Annotated in this window: 18 protein-coding genes; 10 read left to right on the forward strand and 8 right to left on the reverse strand. The window is 67.8% G+C overall.

The genetic code is table 11. The annotated features are described in order from the left end of the window. Window positions 1–43: 43 nt before the first annotated feature. The 3 genes from ACH438_RS18310 (at window position 44) to ACH438_RS18320 (ending at window position 3,039) form a co-directional block, all read left to right on the forward strand. On the forward strand, window positions 44–898 hold the full coding sequence (locus ACH438_RS18310; RefSeq protein WP_397006585.1) for a nitrilase-related carbon-nitrogen hydrolase: 855 nt from the start codon (window positions 44–46) through the stop codon (window positions 896–898). 115 nt (window positions 899–1,013) lie between these two features. Beyond that, on the forward strand, window positions 1,014–1,976 hold the full coding sequence (locus ACH438_RS18315; protein WP_397006587.1) for a helix-turn-helix domain-containing protein: 963 nt from the start codon (window positions 1,014–1,016) through the stop codon (window positions 1,974–1,976). Window positions 1,977–2,055: 79 nt separating this feature from the next. Then, complete coding sequence (locus ACH438_RS18320; protein ID WP_397006589.1) at window positions 2,056–3,039, forward strand: nitrilase-related carbon-nitrogen hydrolase; 984 nt, start codon at window positions 2,056–2,058, stop codon at window positions 3,037–3,039. A gap of 3 nt (window positions 3,040–3,042) precedes the next feature. Here the strand turns inward: ACH438_RS18320 and ACH438_RS18325 are convergent, their stop codons facing one another. Further along, the gene (locus ACH438_RS18325; protein WP_397006591.1) at window positions 3,043–3,405 is read right to left on the reverse strand and encodes a metal-sensitive transcriptional regulator; all 363 of its coding nucleotides are present in this window, start codon (window positions 3,403–3,405) and stop codon (window positions 3,043–3,045) included. A gap of 78 nt (window positions 3,406–3,483) precedes the next feature. Here ACH438_RS18325 and ACH438_RS18330 point away from each other — a divergent pair, with 78 nt between their 5' ends. The 5 genes from ACH438_RS18330 to ACH438_RS18350 all read left to right on the forward strand — a co-directional run bounded on the left by ACH438_RS18330 (window position 3,484) and on the right by ACH438_RS18350 (window position 8,264). Next, complete coding sequence (locus tag ACH438_RS18330; RefSeq protein ID WP_397006593.1) at window positions 3,484–4,302, forward strand: S-methyl-5'-thioadenosine phosphorylase; 819 nt, start codon at window positions 3,484–3,486, stop codon at window positions 4,300–4,302. A gap of 114 nt (window positions 4,303–4,416) precedes the next feature. Further along, entirely contained in the window at window positions 4,417–5,802 is a 1,386-nt protein-coding gene (locus tag ACH438_RS18335; protein WP_397006595.1) for an NAD-dependent epimerase/dehydratase family protein, read from the forward strand. A gap of 9 nt (window positions 5,803–5,811) precedes the next feature. Further along, the gene (locus tag ACH438_RS18340) at window positions 5,812–6,372 is read left to right on the forward strand and encodes an NADPH-dependent FMN reductase (protein ID WP_397006597.1); all 561 of its coding nucleotides are present in this window, start codon (window positions 5,812–5,814) and stop codon (window positions 6,370–6,372) included. Between the two features lie 49 nt (window positions 6,373–6,421). Next, a complete protein-coding gene (locus tag ACH438_RS18345; protein WP_397006599.1) occupies window positions 6,422–6,994 on the forward strand; it encodes a TetR/AcrR family transcriptional regulator in 573 nt (190 codons plus the stop codon). Window positions 6,995–7,082: 88 nt separating this feature from the next. Then, on the forward strand, window positions 7,083–8,264 hold the full coding sequence (locus tag ACH438_RS18350) for a Cmx/CmrA family chloramphenicol efflux MFS transporter (protein ID WP_397006601.1): 1,182 nt from the start codon (window positions 7,083–7,085) through the stop codon (window positions 8,262–8,264). Between the two features lie 94 nt (window positions 8,265–8,358). Here the strand turns inward: ACH438_RS18350 and eccE are convergent, their stop codons facing one another. After that, window positions 8,359–9,996, reverse strand: a complete 1,638-nt coding sequence (eccE, locus tag ACH438_RS18355) for a type VII secretion protein EccE (protein WP_397006603.1) — start codon at window positions 9,994–9,996, stop codon at window positions 8,359–8,361. Between the two features lie 113 nt (window positions 9,997–10,109). Here eccE and eccB point away from each other — a divergent pair, with 113 nt between their 5' ends. Further along, entirely contained in the window at window positions 10,110–11,588 is a 1,479-nt protein-coding gene (eccB, locus tag ACH438_RS18360) for a type VII secretion protein EccB (RefSeq protein ID WP_397006605.1), read from the forward strand. Here eccB and mycP read toward each other — a convergent pair. Together mycP and eccD are read right to left on the reverse strand one after the other, a co-directional pair. After that, entirely contained in the window at window positions 11,585–13,030 is a 1,446-nt protein-coding gene (mycP, locus tag ACH438_RS18365) for a type VII secretion-associated serine protease mycosin (RefSeq protein WP_397006607.1), read from the reverse strand. The genes eccB and mycP overlap by 4 nt on opposite strands. A gap of 13 nt (window positions 13,031–13,043) precedes the next feature. Next, window positions 13,044–14,504 carry a type VII secretion integral membrane protein EccD gene (gene eccD, locus ACH438_RS18370; protein WP_397006609.1) on the reverse strand — a complete coding sequence of 487 codons (1,461 nt, stop codon included), beginning with the start codon at window positions 14,502–14,504 and terminating at the stop codon, window positions 13,044–13,046. Between the two features lie 158 nt (window positions 14,505–14,662). Here eccD and eccCa point away from each other — a divergent pair, with 158 nt between their 5' ends. Beyond that, on the forward strand, window positions 14,663–18,685 hold the full coding sequence (gene eccCa, locus ACH438_RS18375; RefSeq protein WP_397006611.1) for a type VII secretion protein EccCa: 4,023 nt from the start codon (window positions 14,663–14,665) through the stop codon (window positions 18,683–18,685). A gap of 59 nt (window positions 18,686–18,744) precedes the next feature. Here the strand turns inward: eccCa and ACH438_RS18380 are convergent, their stop codons facing one another. From ACH438_RS18380 to ACH438_RS18395, 4 genes are all read right to left on the reverse strand, one after another. Then, window positions 18,745–19,047 carry a WXG100 family type VII secretion target gene (locus ACH438_RS18380; RefSeq protein WP_397006613.1) on the reverse strand — a complete coding sequence of 101 codons (303 nt, stop codon included), beginning with the start codon at window positions 19,045–19,047 and terminating at the stop codon, window positions 18,745–18,747. A gap of 49 nt (window positions 19,048–19,096) precedes the next feature. Next, complete coding sequence (locus ACH438_RS18385) at window positions 19,097–19,426, reverse strand: WXG100 family type VII secretion target (RefSeq protein WP_397006615.1); 330 nt, start codon at window positions 19,424–19,426, stop codon at window positions 19,097–19,099. 182 nt (window positions 19,427–19,608) lie between these two features. After that, on the reverse strand, window positions 19,609–20,823 hold the full coding sequence (locus ACH438_RS18390; RefSeq protein WP_397006617.1) for a hypothetical protein: 1,215 nt from the start codon (window positions 20,821–20,823) through the stop codon (window positions 19,609–19,611). Between the two features lie 22 nt (window positions 20,824–20,845). Beyond that, entirely contained in the window at window positions 20,846–22,075 is a 1,230-nt protein-coding gene (locus ACH438_RS18395) for a hypothetical protein (RefSeq protein ID WP_397006619.1), read from the reverse strand. Window positions 22,076–22,100: the final 25 nt, after the last annotated feature.

A 22,100-nucleotide genomic window follows, 5' to 3' on the forward strand; every position in this document is an offset into this window, starting at 1 on the left:
GGTGATGGCACAGATCAATCCGATCCGTGTCGAAGGAGCCGAGGTGCCGACCAAGGTGCGCGTTGCAGCCGTACAAGCCGAGCCGCGGTGGTTGGATTTGCGGTCCGGCGTCCAGCAGGCAATCGAGCTGATCGAAAAGGCCGCAACCGGGGGAGCGCAATTGGTCGCCTTTCCGGAAACCTTTCTACCGGGCTATCCCTGGTGGCTGTGGCTGGATTCGCTGAGTTGGGGCCAGGGCTTCTTCGCGCGCTATCGGACGAATTCGATGACGGTGGGCCGCACCGAATTCCGGCGCATTGCGGATGCGGCGCGGCGGCATCGGATTCACGTGCTGCTGGGGTTCAGCGAGCGTTGCGGCGCCGCGCTGTATATGTCGCAATGTTTGATCGACGATCGTGGGGTGCTGCTCGGAGTCCGTCGTAAGCCCGAGCTGACGCCGTTGGAACACAGGATCTTCCGTGCCGGTGAAGCCGCGGAACCGTCCGTCTTCCGCACCGGCATCGGCCGTATCGGGGTGCAAGGCGGCTCCGAGCAGCTGCACCTGCCCGCACGCCGGGAGCTGGAGCGCTCAGGTGCGCAGGTGCACATCGTGTCCTGGCCGGGCTTCATCGTGGCGCGGGACGTGGAATGGGGTGTGCGGGTGAACAATGCGGCCACGCTCTGGTACGCGGTGGTTGGCCATCTGAACGTGATCGCGGCCTGCGCGATCATGGATGTGGCGGGCAGCGAGAGCCGTCGTGGTGCCGAACCGGCAAAGCAGCTGGTTCGTGGACCGGGTGGGCATGCGCGCATCTTCGCGCCCGGCGGGGAGGAGCTGGCCTCCCCGCTGGGTGGGCATGAGGAGGGTTTGCTGTACGCCGATCTCGAGCTGGATTTGAGCTGCGAATCCGCTGCGTAGCACCGGTATGTCCATCCTCGATCGGTATGGCCGTATTGGTCGGAGCCGTGGAAATCTGAGAAACTGCCCCGTATTCGGTCGGATGCTGGCCGTTGATGGTCATCGAGGTTGCGGAGTGGAGCAGTCAGAGGCGGTCAATCGGATCGAAGTGCGGTCCGGGCCGGAAACATCGGCGTCGGAGGCCTTCGAACGCTGGGAAGCTCAGGTGAGCGAAGCCTATGTCCCACTCGCCGTTTCGCCCAAACCGAGCGGTCGTTTTCTTGGCTATATCGAGCATGCCGGCTACGGCGATCTCGAACTCTCGATAGCCGGATCCACCGAACAGAAGATCCGCCGGACCGAACGACTGATCGGGCGGACGAATGGCGAGTACCTGCTCGCCAGCATCCCGACCATCGGCAATGCGCGCCTGTTCCAGGACGGCCGGGAAGCCGATATCGGTCCGGGCGGAATCGTGTTCTACGACAGCACGCGTCCCTATCGATGGGATTTCTACGAACAGTTCGAACAGGTCGTCGTGCAGGTTCCGCTGAGCCGGCTCCGTGATCGATACGGCGTTTCCAATCTCGATATACCTACGGCCACAACGTTTTCCAGGGACACCACACCGGGCGTGGTCGGACGGTTCTTCCGGAATGTGGCGCTATTGCAGAGCTCCGATCCCGTCGGCGCGGCGCTGCTGGCCGAACCCGGAATGGATCTGCTCGCGGCGGCGGTAGTGGCGGCCGCGGGCGGTATTCCGCGTGACCAATCAGCGGATGTGCTCAACCGGCAACGGGTACTGGCCTTCATGCGCAGCCACTGCGCCGATCCCGACCTCGGCGTGGACCGGATCGCGGAGGGGTGCCGCATGTCACGGCGCACCCTGTACCGGGTGTTCGGCGAGTTCGAGGGCGGTCCGGGAACGGTGTTGCGCCGCATGCGGATCGAACGCGCCTGCGATCTGCTGCGCAATGCGCCGCAGTTGCCGCTCTCCGCGGTGGCCAAAGCGGCGGGGTTCCTGACCGAACGGAGTTTCTATCGATCCTTCCGATTGGAAATGGGTACCACACCGGGAGCTTTTCGAGCATTGGCATGATCAGTCGGTCGAACGGCACGGTCGGCCATTGCAACGCCGGAAAGTGTTGGCGAGCATCACGACCCATGAGGGAAACGCGATGAAGAATACGGTACGGGTCGCCGCCGTCCAGGCCGAGCCGAAATGGTTGCGGCTGGCGGAGGGTGTCGCACAGGTCATCGACCTGATCGGCGCCGCCGCGGGTGCGGGCGCCCGGCTGATCGCATTTCCGGAGACGTTTCTCCCCGGATATCCCTGGTGGTGCTGGGTCGATTCCAACCAGTGGAACGTCGAGTATTCGACTCGTGCCCGCGAGAATTCGATGACCCGGGACGGCGCTGAAATCGATGCCATTGCCGATGCCGCACGTGCGCACGGCATTCACGTCGTACTGGGATTCGGTGAACGGCAGGAACGGCGAATCTATATGGCGCAGGCCGTCATCGACGATTACGGCGAGATCGTCTCGGTGCGGCGCAAGGCCGGGCTGAACAGTGTGGAACGCAAGGTATTCGCCTCCGGCACCCCGAATCTGCCTGCCGTGCACCACACTCCGATCGGCAAATACGGCGCCCTGTCCGGGCAGGAGAATCAGCGCCCGCTGCTCACCCGGGCCCTACGCGCCGACGAGGAACAACTACACATCGCCGCCTGGCCCGGCAGCCCGGACGGTGATGCGGCAGGGCCGGAATCGAGTACCACGGTGAGCCGCATGTACGCCCTCGAGGCCGGCGCCTTCGTGCTCGCGCCCTGTGTCGTGGTGGGGGAAGCGGCCTGGGATGGTCGCCGGGGGCTCGCCGGGCCGCGCACCGGGCGGGCGCACATCTACGCCGCCGACGGGGAAGAAGTGGTGGCACCGCTCGAAGAAGGCGCCGACGGCATCCTCCTGGCGGATCTCGAACTCGGCGCCTCCGGTATCGATGCCCAGCACCTCGATACCGATCGGCAGTTGCGCACCCGCAAGGCGGCGGCGCCCGCGCGCCGCGGGACGCGCCGGGCCGTGTCCGGCTGGCAGTCGGGCCCCGACCGGTGGGCCCTCCCGCTCTCGCTCGGCAGCTATCCGGGCGGCATCGCCGCCTGCTAGGCGCTAGGAGCGGACCAGGCGGGCGATGGCGTCGGTGGCTTCCTTGATCTTGGCCTCGGCCTCGGGGCCGCCGGCGACGGCGGCGTCGACCACACAGTGGCTGATGTGGTCCTCGAGCAGGCCCATGGCCACGGCCTGTAGGGCCTTGGTCATGGCGGAGACCTGGGTGAGGATGTCGATGCAGTACTTTTCCTCTTCGACCATGCGCTGCAGGCCGCGGGCCTGGCCCTCGATTCGGCGCAGGCGCTTGAGGTAGTCGTCCTTGGAGGTGATGTAGCCGTGGCCGGCATGGTCGTGGCCGGGCTGCTCGGCGGTTTTCGCGGTGGTCTCGGTGGGCTGCTGGTCGGTCACCGGATTCGTCCTCATTCCGTCGTCGATACCCCCCTAGGGTACAGTGTTCGCCCTGGTGCCGCCATCCATGCACGAGTGCGCAAGAATCAGCGCATGAGTTCGGATCCTCGGGCCTCGCTGGCCATCATCGGCGGCAGCGGGTTCTATGACTTCTTCGGAGACGACGCGACGACCGTCGAGCTCGACACTCCGTACGGCGCGCCGAGCGCGCCCATCACCATCGGCCAGGTCGAGGGCCGCTCGGTGGCGTTCCTGCCGCGGCACGGGCGCAAGCACGAGTACTCGCCGCACACCGTGCCGTACCGCGCCAATATGTGGGCGCTGCGGACGCTCGGCGTGCGCCGCGTCTTCGGTCCCTGTGCCGTCGGCAGCCTGCGCGCCGACTGGGGGCCGGGCACCGTCGCCGTTCCGGACCAGCTGGTCGACCGCACCTCCGGCCGCGACCAGACCTTCTACGACGCCGGCGGCGTGCACGTCTCCTTCGCCGATCCCTACTGCGGCGATCTGCGGGCCGCCGCCATCGCCTCCGCGGGCACCGAACTGCCGATGAAGGATCACGGCACCATGGTCGTGGTGCAGGGACCGCGCTTCTCCACCCGCGCCGAGAGCCGCTGGTTCGCCGGGCAGGGCTGGGAGCTGGTCAATATGACCGGGCACCCGGAGGCCGTGCTCGCCCGCGAACTCGAAATGTGCTACTCCGCAATCGCTCTCGTCACCGACCTGGATGCCGGACTGGAATCCGGTGAGGGCGTCAGCGCCGCGAACGTGTTCGCCGAATTCGAGCGCAATCTGGTGCCGTTCAAGGCGCTGGTCCGCCGCGCCGTGGCCGCCGTCGACGGCGACGACACCTGCGACAAGTGCCGGGTTCTCACCGGCACCGGCGTGCAGCTGCCCTTCGAGCTGCCGCGGTAACCACCACCAGCCGAACTGCTTTCGGCCCGGTCCCGGCCCACACGGCCGTGACCGGGCCGATTGCGTTGCACGGCCACCCGTTGGCACCCCGAAGCGGGGGCTTAGGCTGAGGACATGAGCGCCGGCGGAAGACCCCAGGCCGACCGACTACGCGTGCTGCTGACCGGCGCCGCGGGCTACATAGGCTCCCACGTCCACCAGGCCCTCCGCGCCGCCGGCCACGAGGTGGTGGCCATCGACGCCCTCCTCGACTCCGCCCACGACCTGAATACGACCCTCCCGCACGACGTTTCCCTCGTCGACATCCGCAACCCCGAGGCCCTGGACGCCCTCCTGCCCGGCATCGACGTCGTCTGCCACCTCGCCGCCGCCGTCCCCCTCCCCGACCTCCCCGAACCCCCTGCCCGCCCCATCCGCCGCGCCGCCCCGCACACGCACACCCCCGTATCGCGGGGCGACGGCGAGGGCCCGGCGACCGGATCGAATCTCGCTGCCCGAAAAGATCATTCGGCCGATGCCGGTGACGGAGATGGGTCGGGCGACCCGGCGAGCGCCGACCGGCATGTGCGGGAGGGCGCGAGCAGCGGTGAGGCTCGGGAGGTGCGGCGGGATGATCCGGTGCACGGGGTTGGGCCGTGCGTGCGTGGGCCGGCCGGAGAGGCTGAACGACCGGCGGGTGCCGGGGTGACTCCGGCGGGGGAGGTGGGGATGCGGCGGGCGGCGTTGTATGCGTCGCACAATGATGCGGGGACCGCGGTGCTGTTGGCTGCCATGGAGAAGGCGGGGGTGGGGCGGCTGGTGCTGGCTTCCTCGGTGGCGGTTTATGGGGAGGGGCGGTATCGGGGGGTGCGGAGTGGGCCGTTCTTTCCCGGGTTGAGACGGCGGGGGGATTTGGATCGGGGGTTGTTCGATCATCGGGCGCCGCGGACGGGGGAGCTGCTGACCTGGGAGCCGCTGGGGGAGGATGCGCCGTTGCGGCCCCGGAGCGCTTATGCGGCAAGCAAAGTGGCGCAGGAGCACTATGCGCTGGCCTGGGCGACGGGGACCGGGTCCGCGGTGACGGCGTTGCGGTACCACCATGTGTACGGGGATCCGGCTTCCGGGATTCGTTCTCGCTCGGCCGCTTCCGGGCTGGTGGCGCGATTCCGGGCCGAATCGACGGCGGGGCGGGCGCCGCGGTTGTTCGAGGACGGCGGTCAGATGCGGGATTTCGTGCATGTGCGGGATATCGCCTCGGCGACGCTGGCCGCGGTCGAGCGGGCCTTGCCCGGATTCGTGCCGTTGAATATCGCGTCGGGGCGGCCGCTGACCCTGTGGGAGGTGGCGTCCATCATGTCGAAGGCCCTGGGTGCGCCCGAACCGGTGGTGACCGGGCAGTATCGGATCACCGACATCCGGCATCTGGTGGCGAATCCCGAACGGGCCAGGGGCGCACTGGATTTCACGCCCCGGATCGCACCGGCGCGCGGGTTGGCCGATTATGCGGTCCACGCCCGATAGGCTCGCGGTATGGCTGCTCCATTACGGCTCGAAGTGATCGTCGCCAGCGTGCGCCCGCAGCGGTTCGCGCCGGTGGTGGCGGACTGGTTCCTGCGCGCGGCGAACGCGGACGAGGCGTTCGAGGTGGGCGTCATCGACCTCGCCCAGACGCCGCTGCCGGTGGATCTCACCGAAGACGCGGAGGTGCGCGCGTTTCAGGAGCGGGTCGGCGCCGCGGATGCCTTCGTGGCGGTGACGTCCGAATACAACCACGGGTATCCGGCCTCGCTGAAGACCGCGCTGGACAGCGCCAAACGGGAATGGCGGGCCAAGCCGATCGGATTCGTCAGCTACGGCGGGCTGTCGGGCGGGCTGCGGGCGGTCGAGCAATTGCGGCAGGTGGTCGCCGAGATCCATATGGTCTCGATCCGGGAGACCGTGAGCTTCCACGAGGCCAAGCGCAAATTCGATGCCGACGGCAATACCCAGGACGGCGCCGCCATCGATGCGGCGGATCGGCTGCTGCGGCAACTGGCCTGGTGGGGAAAGGCTTTGCGGTCCGCGCGGGCGACAGATCCGTATCCGGGCTGAGCCTTCGCCATTTTGTACTAATCGTTTCAAAACGTGCTACGGTGGGCCCATGGCACGGCCGAAGCAGTTCGACGAGGACCGCGCGGTGGACGCCGCCATGCGAGCGTTCTGGACCGCCGGCTACGAGGGCACCTCGACACAGGACCTCTGCACCGCTACGGGGCTGGGGCGCAGCAGCATCTACAACACCTTCAGTAGCAAGCGTGATCTGTTCGAGCGCGCACTGCGGCGGTACATGACCGAGAAGAACTCGGGCACCTTCGCCGTGCTCGACGGGCCGGGCTCGGCGAAAGACAAGGTGCACGCGCTGTTTCGGCAGGTCATCGACGCACCGGACGAAGATCCGCTGGGGTGCCTGGTGGTGAATGCGACCGTCGAAATGGGCCCGCGGGATACCGAGATCGCCGGACTGCTGAAGCTTGATCAAGAGCGGCGGGCGAATGCCCTCACCGCCATGATCACCGCGGGGCAGCGCGCCGGGGAACTCGACAAGAACAGGGACGCAACCGATCTGGCGCAGTTCGTGATCGCGGCCATCGGCGGGATGCGGGTCGCGGCGCGCGGGGGTGCGGGGAAGGAAACCCTCGAAGGCATCGCGAAGACCGCGTTGAGCTGCCTGTAAACAGTGCTGCCGCACAGGCATTTTCACATGCCCAAGTTTTGAACCAATCGATCCAAAAAGATGAGATCCGAGATCGAAGGAAACACCTATGCCATTGGCCGTCTACATCCTGGGGCTGTCCATCTTCGCCCAGGGCACCTCGGAGCTCATGCTCGCGGGATTGCTCACCGGCATCTCGAATGATCTACACGTCTCCATACCGCAAGCGGGACTGCTGATCTCGGCCTTCGCCATCGGCATGCTGCTCGGCGCGCCCGTACTGGCGATCACCACCCAACGCTGGTCGCGGCGCACCGCACTGCTCGCCTTCCTGGCGGTCTTCGCGGTCACCCACGTGGTCGCGGCTTCGACCTCCAGCTACTGGCTGGTGTTCGCCACCCGCATCGTGGGGGCGTTCGTCTACGCCGGGTTCTGGTCGGTCGGCGCGGCCACCGCCATCGCCCTGGTGCCCGAGACCGCGCGTGGGCGGGCCATGAGCATCGTGGCGGGCGGATTGACCGTCGCCACCATCATCGGCCTGCCCGCCGGGACGTTCATCGGCGATCATCTCGGCTGGCGCGGCGCGTTCTGGACCGTCGCGGGACTCTCACTTGCGGCCATGGTCGCCGTCTTCGCCAAAGTTCCGGACACTCGCCCCGCCGAACCACCGCGGGTACGGGAAGAGCTGCGGGCCTTGGCAATCCGGCCGGTGTGGCTGTTGTTCGGCACGACAGTGCTGGCCACCGCCGCGCAGCTGGTCACCTTCGGCTACCTGGGCGCACTGCTCACCGAGACCACGGGGCTGGCGCAGAACTGGGTGCCGGTGGTGCTGGCGGTGTACGGCGCGGGCAGCCTGCTCGGTATCGGCGTGGGTGGCCGGACGGCGGACACCCACCCCCTCTCGACCCTGGTTGTCGGCATCACGGGCGTGATCGCCACCTCGGTGCTGCTGGCGTTGACCGCACACCACCTCGCGCCCGTGGTGGTGCTGGTATTCCTGTTGGGCGCCTTTGGCTTCGGTGTCAACCCCGTGCTGAACAGCCGGGTATTCGCGCTGGCCCCATCCGCGACGACGCTGGGTCCCGCAGGCAATGTGGCTGCCTTCAACGTCGGCATCACGGCCGGGCCGTGGCTGGGCGGCGTCGCTATCAGCGCCGGACTCGGCTACCCATCCGTGGCCTGGATCGGCGCGGTCCTCGGCGCGGGAGCGCTGGCGCTCACCGGCTGGTCCCGGACGCTGCGCCCGCTCGCCGCGACTCCCATCCATCAACCCGCATCCGCCCGCAACTGACGCGTCGGCCGCGTCCTTCGCGCCGAGGAGGATGGGCGCTGCGCTGCCGAATGCGAGGAATCGTCGCCGGAACCCGCACCGTCGCTGGGGTCGGTTATTGCGGGACGGTATGTGCGGCGCGGGGTTTGCCTATGTAGGTGGACTCGCGGGGGATGGAGACCAGCGTGAGATCGACCTGAGTCGTGCCGGTGCGGAGCGTGATCCGGTTGCCCGCCGCGTCGGGCTGGTGGATCGAGAGGTCCGGGCGGGTCGCGGGCCAGCCGAGGGGAGTACCGGTGAGGTAGAGCGTGGTGACACCGGCGTGCGGGGCCGGGGCCAGGACACCGTCCACGACCGCGGCGGTGAAATCCGCGTCGGATTGGTGGGTTTCGACCGCGATGGTGAGGCGTTCCGGATTGCCGATGGTGGTGACCAGTTGCTGCCAGGTCTGCGGACGGTCGGTGCGGATGAGAATCCGCTCACCGACCGCCAGGGCCCGGAAGATCAACTGCTGCGCCAGATACAGTTCACCGGACACGTAGACGCTCGAAATGCCTTGGCCGATAAGTCGTATCGCGACGCCATTGCCCTCGTCATCGGAACCGAGGAGCTGGCCGCAGCCGGCGGACGGCAGCCACAGGGCGTCGGTGTCCTCGATCTCGCGTTCGGCCGTCGGCACGGTGGCATCGAGGCCGGGCACCGCGAAGGGCAGGTGCGCGAGCAGGCCCTCGCGGTGACGGCCGTTCATGGAGATCATGTGCTGCTGCACGGGTTCCAGCGGCAGTTCGCGCATGGTGAGCCGCCAGGCCGCGCCGATGCGCACGGTGCGGCCCTCGCGGCCGGGGCGCAGTCGCACGGCCACCGTGGTGCCGCGAGAAGCCGGAACCCACAGCTGGGACAAGTGATCCGAGTCGATATCGCGGGAATCGACTGCCGCGCCGATGTTCACGCTGTTGTTCAGGTCGACGCCACGCCAATGCTGTTTCAGCGCGGCGGGATCCACGCCCGCGGTCACCTGCAGGGCCGCCTGCACGATCTCGGGTGCGGTGAGCAGGCGGGCGGTGCAGTCGGCGTCCTCCAGGGCGCGCACGATGCGCTGCGTGGCAATGGTGACCGCACGGCAGGCCCCGTCGAGGCCGCCGCCGCGCCGCTCGGCGGCTTCCGGGCAGGTGAGCGGGTCGAAGGCGATGGCCAGCCAGACCGTGCGATGGGCGGTCGCAGGCAGTGGGCCCAGCAATGATTCGTAGATCGCGCCGGCGGGTGTGCCGGAGCGACTGCGGTATCCGTGCGAGACGATGTCGATGCCCGCGAGCCGGATATCGTGCTGGCTCAGGCATTTCGCGAGTTCCGCGAGGGGCAGCAGGTGGGAGGCCCGGACCGTCGATCGCCCGAGGCGGGTGAGCCCGCCGCGGGGCGGCAGTACTTCGACCACCGCCACCACGCGGCTGCCGTCGCGGTAGAGCCCGAGGGAGCGGCCGTCCGCGGCGCGGAAGTCGATGATGTCCGCGGGCCCGCGTCCGCGCTGGGAGCGATAGCGGAGGCGGGTCGCGATCCAAGAAGAAACTGTTCGTTTGCCCAACTCGACGAGAAGTAGCCCGCCGAGCACCGCACCCACCCCCAGCGCCCACCAGAACGGCAGCCCGCACAGGCACGCGATCGCCAGCACCACCAGCGCGACCAGCTGTGCCACCAGCACATCGGTGAGCGACGCGTGCCCGGAAATCCGGTGCCGCCGCCCGCGCCGAGCGCTCATCGTCAACCTCCAACTGCCGTGCCGGCCCGCCTCGGCGGGACCGCGCGCGAATCAAGGTCCTGGGGAAATGTACTGTATTCGGCGAATGTGTTCCCTGCTCGGGGGAGTTTTCGATGCCGTCCAGACCCACCACGCGATCGCAGGTGAGCGGTTACCGCTTCCTGGTCCGCCGCATGGAGCACGCCCTGGTCCGCCGGGATGTGCGAATGCTGCACGACCCGATGCGCTCCCAATCGCGGGCATTCATGGCCGGATTGATCCTGGCGTGCGTCGCCCTGGCTGGTTGCGGTGTGTTAGCTCTACTGCGGCCACAGGACAAACTGGGCAGCAATAAGATCCTGCTGGGCAAGGACACCGGCGCGGTCTACGTGGTCATCGACAATGTCGTGCACCCCGCCCTCAACCTCGCCTCCGCACGGCTCGCCGCCGGGGAGGCCGCCAAACCCGCCACCGTCAAGGAATCCGAGCTGGCCAAGAAGCCGCGCGGACAACTCATCGGCATTCCGGGCGCACCCGCCTCACTGAACTTCGACAGCAGCGGCAACGGCCGCGCCTGGACCGTCTGCGACATGCTCGCCAACGACGGCAGCCGCAACCTCACCACCTCCGTCCTCGCCGGAACCCCCGACCTCGGCGACAAGGCGTCGGCGCTGCCGTCCGGGAAGGCGCTGCTCGTGCAGGGGCGGGACCACACCTACCTCGTCTACGACAATCAGCGCGCCCAGCTCGATCTGAACGATCGCGCGGTCGTCGACGCCCTCGACCTGCGCGGCCAGGCGCCGCGGCCCATCAGCGAGGGCCTGCTGAACGCCATCCCCGAGGTACTGCCGCTGGTGCCGCCGCGCATCGACAATGCCGGTGCGCCACCGAACTATTCGATCGGCGACCACCGCATCGGCGATGTGGTGCAGGTGCGCACCGACGACAAGTACTACGTGGTGCTCGGCGACGGCCTGCAGCAGGTGTCGCCGCTGACCGCCGACATCATCCGCAATGCCTACAAATCCACGGCCGGCGACGACCACATCGCGCAGGCCGACCGCACCGGCGCACCCGTCTCCGCGGCGCTGCCGGTCTCCCGATACCCCGATCACGCACCCGAATTGGTGGACGGCAAGGACCAGCCCGCCGACTGCCTGTCCTGGAAACCGGTACAGGCCGCCGACAAATCCGACGGCTCCACCCACGCCGAGCTGACCGTGCTCACCGGGCATGCCGTGCCGATTCCCGATCGCGCCGCGCTGGTTCCGCTGGCGCAGGCCGACGGCAGTGGGATCAAAGCGGATTCGTTCTACATGAAGCCCGGCGCGGGCGCGTATGTGCAGACCACCGGGATCGAACCGGACAGTCAGCGGCACGACAGCCTGTACTTCGTCTCCGATTACGGTGTCCGATACGGCATTCAGAACCTGGAGGCGGCCAAGGCGCTGGGGATGGACCCGCAGAGCGTGCGGCCCGAACCCGCGCCGTGGCAGATCGTGGGACTGCTCGCGCCGGGGCCGACGCTCAGCCGGGAAGCGGCCATGGTCGCGCACGACGGAGTGGCCCCGGATCCGAGTCCGGCGAAAGATCCGGTGAAGACCCAGAATTAAGTGTCGTCCTCGTGCAGGCCGAAGCGGCGGCGCAGCGGGAAGGACGCCAGGTAGCCGAGGACCAGCAGGAGCACGATGCCCCCGCTGCCGATCAGGGCCACATTGCGGGCGGTGTGATCGGGTGCCGGGGGCGGCACGGGGATCGGTAATTGCTTGTCCGCGGCGGGATTCGGTCGTTTGGGTGGGAGATCATTCGGCACCTCGGCGGTGAGGGCGGCGACGGGATCGACTGTGCCGTAACCGATATAGGGATTCCAGCCCTCGCCCGGCGCATGGGCGGTGGCCTCGATCCGTTTGACGACATCGGCCGCTCGCAGGTCCGGGAAGCGCGACCGGACCAGCGCCGCGACACCCGACACGTACGGGGCCGCGAAACTCGTTCCGCTGTACGGGGTCACCTGCCCCTGATTGGTGATCTTGGCGGTGGTCAGGCCATTGCTGCGCGGGTCCAGGGAGATGATGTTCTCGCCCGGTGCGGCCACGCCGAGCCACGGGCCGGGCACGGTGAACTTCGAGGGCTGGCCGAACGCGTCCACCGAGCCCACCGACAGTACGTAGTCATCCCACCATGCCGGGGCCACATACGACGACACGTGATTCCACAGATCCTCATTGGGCTGCAAGGGATTCCAGCCCGGATTGCTCGCCTTGCAAGTGTCGTTATTGCCCGCCGAAGTGACGATGACGGCGTCCTTCTCCACCGCCGCGTACTGCACGGCCGCGCCCAGCGCACCCATTTCGGGACCGTCGGGCTCGCTGGTCGGGCAGGCCACCAGCGAGATATTGATGACCCGCGCCCCCGCATCGGCCGCCCGGCGCACCGCCGAGGCGAGCGCGGAGATCTTGCCGTAGCCGTCCGGCATATCGTCGGGGCCCTTGCCCTGGCCGGCGCCTTTCGCCTGGTAGAGCGCGCTGGTCTGGCGAATGGTCATGATCCGCGCGTCGGGTGCGACACCCGAGAACCCCTGCCCGTCCACCTGTGTCGCCGCGATCAGCCCGGCCACGAGCGTGCCGTGCGCATCGCAGTCCTCGGTGCCGTCACCGCCCGCCGCCACATAATCGCCGCCCGGAATGAGACCCGGCAGCCGCGGATGCGGCGAGACGCCGGTGTCGATCACCGCGACCAATTGCCCTGCCCCACGCGAGAATTGCCATGCCTGCGGCAGATCCAGGGTGCGCTGGGTGGCGGGAATCGTCGGGCCGTCGCCACCGGACTGTGTGCTGATGCACGGCGAGTTCGCGGGATGCTCGGTCTCGCCGGGCGGTGCCGCCGGTCCGCCCGCAGGCAGCAGACCGGGATCGATGGCCGGTGGGCGGGCGAGGTGGGCCAGGCCCGGTACCGCCTGGGCGGCAGCCGGTTCCAGGCCGCCGATCGAGACACTCAGCGCGAGTATCGAGGTGGCTCCGGCAGCGCGGAGAGCTCTCACGGTGTGACGTGCCATCGGACCGGTCGGCTCACAGCCCACGGACCAGCGAGTACAGGCCCGTCACCCAGAACACCAGCGGCACGATCGCGGCCACGAAGGTGTACTCCAGCAGCTCTACCGCCCGGCGCATGGGCGGGGTGGCCTGGCGGCGCGGAACAACGATGCCCAGGACCAGTGCGGCGATCAGGAGGACCAGCGCGGCGGCGAAGATGGCGAGCGGCTGATGGGCGGTGAAGGAGGCGAACATCAAGAGCGTCAACAGGATTGCGGCGCCACCGGCGATGAGGACCACCGCTTGCTCGGCGCCGGCGTAGGTGCGGCTGCGGAACATCAGGACCACCGCGCACACCAGAGCGAGGGCCAGGCCCGGCCAGTACGGGGTGTGGGCACGGGGCTCGACCGCGGCGACCGCGCCCACGGCCGCCACCACGGTGGTCGCGGCCACCAGACCGGCGAGGTATTTGCGGGCGCGTTCGGACTTGATGCGCAGCGCCTCCAGGGTCGGCAGGGCGCGGTGATCGTCCGGGTCGTCCTCGGTCGGGTCGATGGGGGTGCCGGGAGCCGGGACCGGGGGCAGGGGGAGTTTGGCGAGCAGCATGGAAAGCCTTGGCGCGAGCGACAATCCGGCCAGCCCGAGTGCGGCGGCGCCCGCGCCGATGGCCCTGTCGGGTACATCCGTGAGCAACCCGACCAGTGCGGCCGGCGCGGTGTACAGCGCCAGGACGGCCGCGCCGATGAACAATCCGAGCCCCACGCCGCTCACCCGCCACGCCAGAATCGCTGTGGCGCCGGTCAATACGGCGCCGAGCAGGATGTTCGCCCAGCCGTAGGAACCGGGCACGAAGAGCATGCCCGCGCTGAAAGCCGGTGGCAGCGCGCAGCCGCCGAGCACGAGGGCGCTGGCGGTGTCCGCGTACATGCGGCTCAGCACCATGCTCGCGATCACCAGCAGCACGGTGACGAAGGCGGCGACGATGCCGCTCACCCAGCCGGGCAGCGCATCCGGGGTGGCGAGCAGGCCGAGGCAGCCGGTCAGCATGGTCAGGACCGCGAGGATCGAGCCGGTGCGGCGGGCGGTGCGCGGGGTCCAGCCGCGGAAGCGGTCGGCGTCGGCATTGGCGACGTTGTACATGATGTCGTCGAACAGTGGTGCGGGCGCGGTGTGTTCGGCGCTCTCCAGCATGAGCAGCTCGCCGTCGCGGACCTGCTGTTCGGCGAGGCTGAGCGAATTGGAGAACGGGGGCTGCCCGATGCGGGCGAGGACCCACTCGTGCGGCTCGAATTGCTCGCCGTCATTGTCGAAGTCATTGGCGCGGCCGTGCTGGGCGACCATGTCGACGACGCTGGGGATGACGAGGGCGACCGGGACGTCGACCGGGATGGCCATATCGACCTGGGTGTGCTTGGCCAGGATGGTGACCCGCGCGAGATCGGGGGCGCGGACGGTGCCGCGGAGGTCCTCGAGCTGATCCGGTCGAGCCTGTGTCACACGTCCCCCAACGTTTGTCGTCGTGTCGTGCAGCCGCGCCGCTCTGAAATGCGGAAATGCTGCCAGCACTCTAATCCATCGAGGATGCTGGCAGTACACTGAGCCCGCAGTCAGCCACTCGATGGGGGATTGATCAGTTCGATGAGCACAGTCGATCCATGAGCACTGTCCGGTTTCAGCGCCGTCCACGCCGGGAGACGCCACGTTCACCGGGCGGTGAAGTGACCCTGCAGCCGCCGCCCGAGATCCCGCGCGCGGTCCCCGCGAACCTCTTCACCAAACTCATGCCGCTCGTCATGGTGGTCGCCATGCTCGGCATGGTCGTGCTCATGTTCACCTCGGGTAGCGGCATCGCCACCAACCCGATGAGCCTCATGTTCCCGGTCATGATGGTCTTCTCCATGATCGGCATGTACGCAGGTCAAGGCGGCAAAGGGCAGAAGGCCGGGGAGGCCGACGAGGACCGCAAGGACTACCTGCGCTACCTCGACCAGGTCCGCCGCGACGTCGAGGTGACCGCCCAGCAGCAGCGCGCAGCCATCGAATGGAGCCACCCCGAACCAGGCCTGGTGTGGATGCTCGCCGGCACCTCCCGCATGTGGGAACGCCGACCCGGCGACAAGGACTTCTGCCACGCCCGCATCGGCCTCGGCAGCCAGCGGCTCGCCACCCGATTGGTGGCCCCGGAGACCGGTCCCGTGGAGGAACTGGAACCGATAGCTGCGGTGTCGCTGCGACGCTTCGTGCGCACCCATTCGACCGTCCCGGAACTGCCCACCGCCATCGCCGTGAAGGGCTTCGCGAGCATTCAGCTCACCGGCGACCGCGCTCAAGCCCGCGAGATGACCCGCGCCATGCTGCTGCAGCTGGCCATGTTCCAGGGACCCGATCAGGTCCTCGTCGCCGTCGTCTGCGGACCCGACACCGCCCGCGAATGGGAATGGGTCAAATGGCTGCCACACACCCAGCATCCGGAATCCCAGGACGGCGTCGGCACCGAACGCATGGTGTACGGATCCATCCGGCAGGCGCACGCCGGCCTGCAACCGCTGCTGTACAACCGGGTCCGCTACTCCCGCAACCAGCCACCCGACCCGAACCTGGTGCAGATCGTGCTGGTGGTGGACGGCGGACTCCTCGAAGCCGAGGAAGATCCCTTGCGGGAGACCGGATTCGAAGGCGTCACCGTCGTCGACCTGTGCGGGTACGCGCCGCGACTGGCCGCCTCCCGCGGGATCCAGATGGTGGTGGAGGACGGCGAATGCTCGGGGCGCGGCGCCACCGGGGTCATGGAACGGTTCGCCGGGATCGACCGGATCAGCGTCGGCGAGGCGGAACAGGCCGCGCGGCGGCTCGCGCCCTACCGGGCCGCCACCCAGCGCGCCGCCGAGGCCACCGGCGAAGCGGGCGAAGTGATCTCGACCTGGAACCAGCTGCTCGGACTCGGCGATATCGGATCCTTCACACCGGAGACGGCCTGGCAGCCGCGCTACGGGCGGGAGCGGCTGCGCGTCCCGTTCGGGGTCGGCGCGGACGGGCTGCCGGTGGTGCTGGACATCAAGGAGGCCGCCGAGGGCGGTATGGGGCCGCACGGTCTGTGCATCGGCGCGACCGGCTCGGGTAAGTCGGAATTCCTGCGCACGCTGGTGCTTTCGCTCATCGCCACGCACTCGCCGGATCAGTTGAACTTCGTGCTCGTCGACTTCAAGGGCGGTGCGACCTTCCTGGGGCTGGAGGGTGTCGCGCATGTCGCGGCCATCATCACCAACCTGGAAGAGGAAGCCGACCTCGTCGACCGCATGCGCGACGCGCTCGCCGGTGAGATGAACCGGCGGCAGGAACTGCTGCGCGCGGCAGGCAATTTCGCGAATGTCTCCGAATACGAGAAGGCGCGCGCGGCCGGTGCGGATCTCGATCCCATGCCCGCGCTGTTCGTGGTGCTGGACGAGTTCTCCGAACTACTCTCGCAGCATCCGGATTTCGCGGAACTGTTCACCATGATCGGGCGGTTGGGGCGGTCACTGCATGTGCATCTGCTGCTGGCCTCGCAGCGGCTGGAGGAGGGGCGGCTCAAGGGGCTGGAGAGTCACCTGTCCTATCGGATCGGGTTGAAGACCTTCTCGGCCAATGAATCCCGGCAGGTACTAGGGGTGCCGGACGCTTACAACCTGCCTGGTAACCCCGGCGGCGGGTACCTCAAGTCCGATTCGGGGGAGATCCAGCGCTTCCAGTCCGCGTACGTGTCCGGGCCTTACATCGGCGGGGGATCGCAGGGGGACACCGCTGTCTCTACTCGGCGCGGCGATATCGATGCCACGGCGCGGCCCTTCACCGCCAACCATGTGGGATTTCGTGCCAGTGACCATATTCCGGCTCCCGAGCTGCCGGAACTCGTCGAGGCGCAGCCCGATACCGATCAGATCTCCAACCTGCAGATGCTGGTGTCACGGGTGCGCGGCCACGGCCGGCCCGCGCACGAGATATGGCTGCCGCCATTGGACGAGGCGCCCACCCTGGATCAGCTGATTCCGCGCTCGGTGCTCACGGGGGACTGGAATCCCGTTGCCACCCTGCGGGCTCCGATCGGCATTGTGGACCGGCCCTACGATCAGCGGCGCGATCCGTTGATCGTGGACCTGTCCGGGTCGCGCGGCAATGTGGCGGTGGTCGGGGGTCCGCAGTCCGGTAAGTCCACGGCCTTGCGGACGCTGGTGATGGCAATGTCGTTGACGCACACCGCCGAACAGGTGCAGTTCTACTGCCTCGATTTCGGTGGCGGCACCATGGTCGGGCTCGAGGGGTTGCCGCAGGTCGGCGCCGTCGCCGGGCGGATGGAGGGGGACAAGGTCCGGCGCACGGTGGCCGAGACGGTCAGCATCGTGCGGCAGCGCGAGGCGCGGTTCCGGCAGCTCGGCGTCGAATCCATGCCGGAGTTCCGGCGCTTGCGGGCCGCCGACCCGGCCACCGCGCCCGCGGTCATGGGGGTGCACGAGGATCCGTTCGGTGACGTGTTCCTGGTGATCGACGGGTACGGGATCTTCCGGCAGGAATTCGAACTGCTGGAGCAGACCGTCATGAACCTTGCGGTGCAAGGGCTTTCGTACGGGGTGCACGTGGTGATCGCGCTCAACCGGTGGGCGGAGGCGCGGCCCGCGCTCAAGGATCAGATCGGGACGCGCGTCGAACTGCGGCTGGGCGATCCCATGGACTCCGACCTCGGGCGCAAGTTCGCGGCGCAGGTGCCGATGGGGCGGCCCGGGCGCGGTATGACCGCCGAGTGCTTGCACCTGCTCACCGCGGTGCCGCGCATCGACTCCGATCCGGACCCGGCGACGTTGGGTATCGGTGTGGCGCAGGCTGTTTCGGCCATCGCACAGGCCGTGCCGGGGCGGCCCGCGCCGCGGGTGCGGATGCTGCCGGAGCGGCTGCCTCGCGAGGAACTGCTGCGGTTGTGCGATGACTGGCCCACTCATCTGGAGGCGGGCAAGTGCCTGCGGTTCCCGCTCGGCATCAATGAATCCGAGCTGGCGCCGGTGTTCCTGGACTTCGCGTCGAGCCCGCACTGCGTGGTGATCGGCGATTCGGAGAGCGGGAAGACCACGCTGCTGCGGTCGCTGGTGGAATCGATCTGCGCGGCGAATACGCCGGATCAGGCGCGGATCATCCTGGGTGACTATCGGCGGACCATGCTCGGCACGGTGCCCGAGGGATACCTCGCCGGATACGGCACGACGGCGCCGCAATTCACCCAGCAGATGGCCGACCTGGCCGCCTATGTCACGCAGCGGCTGCCGGGACCGGATGTGACGCCGCAGCAGCTGAAGGATCGTTCCTGGTGGAGCGGGCCGGAGATCTACGTGATCGTCGACGACTACGACCTGGTGGCGACCGCCAGCGGCAATCCCATGCACGCTCTGGTCGACCACCTGGCCCACGCCCGCGACCTCGGTTTCCACGTGATCATCGCGCGCCGCTCCGGCGGCGCCGGCCGCGCCATGTACGAGGCCACCCTCAACCGCATGAAGGAACTCAACGCCGCCTCCCTGGTGATGAGCTGCAGCCGCGACGAAGGCATCCTCTTCGGCACCACCCGCCCCTCCCTCATGCCCCCGGGCCGCGGCACCTACGGCACCCGCGCCGGCGAGGACCTCATCCAGCTCGGCTGGCTACCCACCGCTTGATACAAGTGCACCCCGGCATACCTGCCGGGGTGCACATAATTCTGCTGCCGCTGGGCAGCTCAGAAGAGGCCTGCGAGGGCGGTGTCCTTGGCCTGGAGTTCGGCATTGCCGGTGCGGACCAAGGTGGCCGCGCCGCCGAGGGTGCTGTTGAGCTGGCCGACGTGGACGTTCCACGTGCGCTGCAGGTCGGCGAACGCGTCGTTGGCGTCGCCCTTCCAGTTGTTGGCCACGAACTCCTCCACCCGGCGGTGGAAGGCCTCCAACTGGTCGCGGATGCCTTCCGCGCGCCGCAGGATGGAGTTCGCGCCGTCCTCGACGCCCGCGAAATGCGCCGAGATGACCTGACCGTTTGCTGCCGACATGGTTTGTTTCCTTTGCCGAGTTATCGAAAAGAGAAGGATTCGAACCGGGTTAGACCGGCGGCAGATCCAGACTGGAAATCTGCGCATTGACCTGGGATGCGTAGTTCTGGTCGTGCTCTTCGTAGTTCGAACCGACCTTGACGAGGTTCTCGGCCGTGTTCATGAGCTTGTCGTTGAGTTTCTCGGCCTGGTAGTAGTAGCGCTGCATGAAGGCATCGAAGGCCTGGCGCGCGCCACCTTCCCACTTGGAGCCGACGGTGGTGGCCTCCTCGTCGCGCTTCAGGTCGCTGATCAATTGCATCAGTTCCTGATGGGTCTGCTTGAACTCCTGGGCCTTGGCCTGGATGAGCTCATTACTGGCTTCGAATGCACCGGCCACGGTGCCTCCTTTCGATACGCGGGCTGACGACCTCTTTGCAGTGATTGGACGTGGGTCGCGGCCCGGCGGTTCCACCCCTGCTACAGCAATTCGTCAGCACACTATCGAAGTATCGGTACCTCTGACCAGCCCTTACCGGTCAGGCGTGACATCCTCCACGCGAGACGGACCTCACATTCGGGCTACCACGTGCTGTTCGCCATCAAGGCATATTGCGCCGCGGCCCGCTGCTGCACATCGGCCAACTGGTCGGATTCCACGGTGGCGACGTACCGGCGATACACGACCGCACAGCGATACCGTTTGATTGTCAGATCATCCTTGGTGGCCGACTCGCCGCATTTCGCATCGGGAACCACCGGCGGCGCGTCGGCGGCGCCCGGATAGGCCGGATCCAGAATTGCGGACCAGAGTTGTTTCGCCGCTTGCGGATCGCGCGCCCGGAACAACATGGTGATACCCGCGGTGTTGTATCCGGACAGCGAGAAACGATCCACTCCACTCGCGGTCAGCAGATGCTGCCAGTAACTCTGATCCTTCACGCGCTGAATGAATCCGCGCGGTTCGTAAACGGCTTCGGACGTCAAATCCGGCATGCCCAAGCCGTCGACGCTGAGAGTTTGCCGGAGCATGCCGTCGGGATCGTAGTCCAGACGCAGAATGGCTTCACGGTCAAGCGGTTTCAGCGAATCCAGCAGCGGCACCTGCGCGTCGAGGACCTGCTGCGTGAGCGCGGACAGCTGATCCAGATTCGGATCCTTCACCCCCGCGAAGACATGGATGACATAGCTGCCGTGCGCCATATAGGTGCCGATGGAAGCGATGCCGGGCCGCCAGTGCGTATGCGCCGCCGCGTATTTCGGCAGCGAGACGCGCTGATTGACATCCGCGGCGACCGCGAAATCGGCATCGTCCAGCTCGGTCGCCGCCTTGGCCGCGGACGCGTCGTCCGGGAACTGCATGACGACCACGGAGGTCCACATGCCCTCCTTGACCCGCTTGCCCGCGTCGCCGAGGGAGTCGGCGGCGCTCGCGGCGACGCCGAACATCATCCCGTTACCGGTGAGCGCCGGCGCCGCATTGGCGGCCAGCACCTGGGTGGCCCCGTCGGTATCGCTGAAACCGGCTGTGCCGGTACCGTATTTCAGCTTCGGATCGACATCCGGCCCGACCACCACCTGCCCGGCCAGGCGCATGGTCGCCAGCGTGGTGCCGTTGTCCAGGGCGTGGAAGTAGTGATAGCGGAGGTCCAGCGGATCGGTGTTGTAGCTGCCGACATCCAGTTTCCGGACGTCGATCTCGCCGGGCAGGGCGGTGCCGTTGCGCGTGCTGCCGCAGCCGGTCAAGGCCAGCGCGGCAATGCTGATGGCGGCCCACCGAATTCGTCGTGAATGCATCGAATGTTCCCTCGGCACTTCGTCAGTGGGCGTTGACCAGCATGGCGTACTGCGCGGCAATGCGCTGCTGCACGTCGAGCAACTGGTTCGCCGAGAGTTCGGCGACGTAGCGATCGTGGGCGACCCAGCAGTAGTACGAGATCGCGGCGAAGGCGGGGCCGACGTACTGCCGGCACACGGCATTGGGCAGGTTCGGCGGCGGATCGATGGCCTTGAAGGTCCGCGAGGTCTCGGCGCGCTCGTCGATCAGCTTCGCCGCCGACTGATAGTCCCGGGTGCGGAACACGTATCCGCCCTTCCAGGCGACCCGGTCCACGCCGGCCTCGGTGAGCGATCGGGTGTCGTCGTCGCCCTGGATCAGCTGCAATCCGCCGTGCAGTTCATAGATTCCGGGGATACCCGCCTGCGAGGCGTCGTCCAGGATCGTCGGCAGGGTGCGGCCGAGTACGCCGTCCATATCGATCGGCAGGTCCGCCAGCTTGTCGCCGGGTGTGGCGGGGAATTTCGCCAGTGCCGGCGGGATGACATCCAGGCTGCGCTGTACATGCGCGGCGAGTTTCGCCTGATCCTGGTTTTTCAACGCACCCATGACATTGTCGAAGACCCGGGTGAAGACGACGAATTTGCCGGTGGCGTACCAGGATCGGATGAGACCGGGCATGGTGTCGTCGGTGTAGGCGAAGGCGGCCGGGTACTTGTCGATCGAAACCCGCTGCTTCGGATGGTCGGCGGCGAGATCGGTCTGTCCCAGGGCCTGCGCGGCGGCGGTGGCGGAGGCTTCGTCCGAGAAGATCAGCACGATGTTCTCAAGCTCGTAGGACAGCTCGTCGGCCTCGTCCGACTTGCCGGTGGTGACGAATCCGGAGACGAAGCCCTTGGCGGCCGCGTTCATGGCGCCCGCGTCGGCGTCGATGCGCTGCTTCATGGCCCCGGACCCGAAGTCGATGAAGGGGCGGATCGCCGCGGCCATGGGCTGGCCGGCGTACTTCACGGCCGGATCCACCTCGACGGGCAGCGGAATGTAATCGGCCAGTCGCTCCGCCTCGAGCGCCCGCGCCTGATCCAGATTGACCGCCTTGCCATACAGCTTGGGCTGCGTCGCCAGATTGCCGGTATCCAGTTTCGACAGGTCGATGGCCGGTTCCGGCGGATACGCCGGTTTCGCGGGTCCGGCATCGGATCCGCAGGCGGCGGTCATGACGACCGCCAGCGCCGTCCCCGCGGTCACCGCCGCGCGCACGAATTTCCGCATGTTCTCCCCCTCGAAATGGCCGATC

Origin of the sequence: Nocardia sp. NPDC020380 (assembly GCF_044386975.1) — a bacterium.
Taxonomy (GTDB): domain Bacteria; phylum Actinomycetota; class Actinomycetes; order Mycobacteriales; family Mycobacteriaceae; genus Nocardia.

Bases quoted from the DNA above. Each gene is read 5' to 3' on its own strand.
- ACH438_RS18320 (WP_397006589.1), top strand. From the start codon at position 2,056: ATGAAGAATACGGTACGGGTCGCCGCCGTCCAGGCCGAGCCGAAATGG.
- ACH438_RS18325 (WP_397006591.1), bottom strand. From the start codon at position 3,405: ATGAGGACGAATCCGGTGACCGACCAGCAGCCCACCGAGACCACCGCG.
- ACH438_RS18330 (WP_397006593.1), top strand. From the start codon at position 3,484: ATGAGTTCGGATCCTCGGGCCTCGCTGGCCATCATCGGCGGCAGCGGG.
- ACH438_RS18335 (WP_397006595.1), top strand. From the start codon at position 4,417: ATGAGCGCCGGCGGAAGACCCCAGGCCGACCGACTACGCGTGCTGCTG.
- ACH438_RS18340 (WP_397006597.1), top strand. From the start codon at position 5,812: ATGGCTGCTCCATTACGGCTCGAAGTGATCGTCGCCAGCGTGCGCCCG.
- ACH438_RS18345 (WP_397006599.1), top strand. From the start codon at position 6,422: ATGGCACGGCCGAAGCAGTTCGACGAGGACCGCGCGGTGGACGCCGCC.
- ACH438_RS18350 (WP_397006601.1), top strand. From the start codon at position 7,083: ATGCCATTGGCCGTCTACATCCTGGGGCTGTCCATCTTCGCCCAGGGC.
- eccE (WP_397006603.1), bottom strand. From the start codon at position 9,996: ATGAGCGCTCGGCGCGGGCGGCGGCACCGGATTTCCGGGCACGCGTCG.
- eccB (WP_397006605.1), top strand. From the start codon at position 10,110: ATGCCGTCCAGACCCACCACGCGATCGCAGGTGAGCGGTTACCGCTTC.
- mycP (WP_397006607.1), bottom strand. From the start codon at position 13,030: ATGGCACGTCACACCGTGAGAGCTCTCCGCGCTGCCGGAGCCACCTCG.
- eccCa (WP_397006611.1), top strand. From the start codon at position 14,663: ATGAGCACTGTCCGGTTTCAGCGCCGTCCACGCCGGGAGACGCCACGT.
- ACH438_RS18380 (WP_397006613.1), bottom strand. From the start codon at position 19,047: ATGTCGGCAGCAAACGGTCAGGTCATCTCGGCGCATTTCGCGGGCGTC.
- ACH438_RS18390 (WP_397006617.1), bottom strand. From the start codon at position 20,823: ATGCATTCACGACGAATTCGGTGGGCCGCCATCAGCATTGCCGCGCTG.
- ACH438_RS18395 (WP_397006619.1), bottom strand. From the start codon at position 22,075: ATGCGGAAATTCGTGCGCGCGGCGGTGACCGCGGGGACGGCGCTGGCG.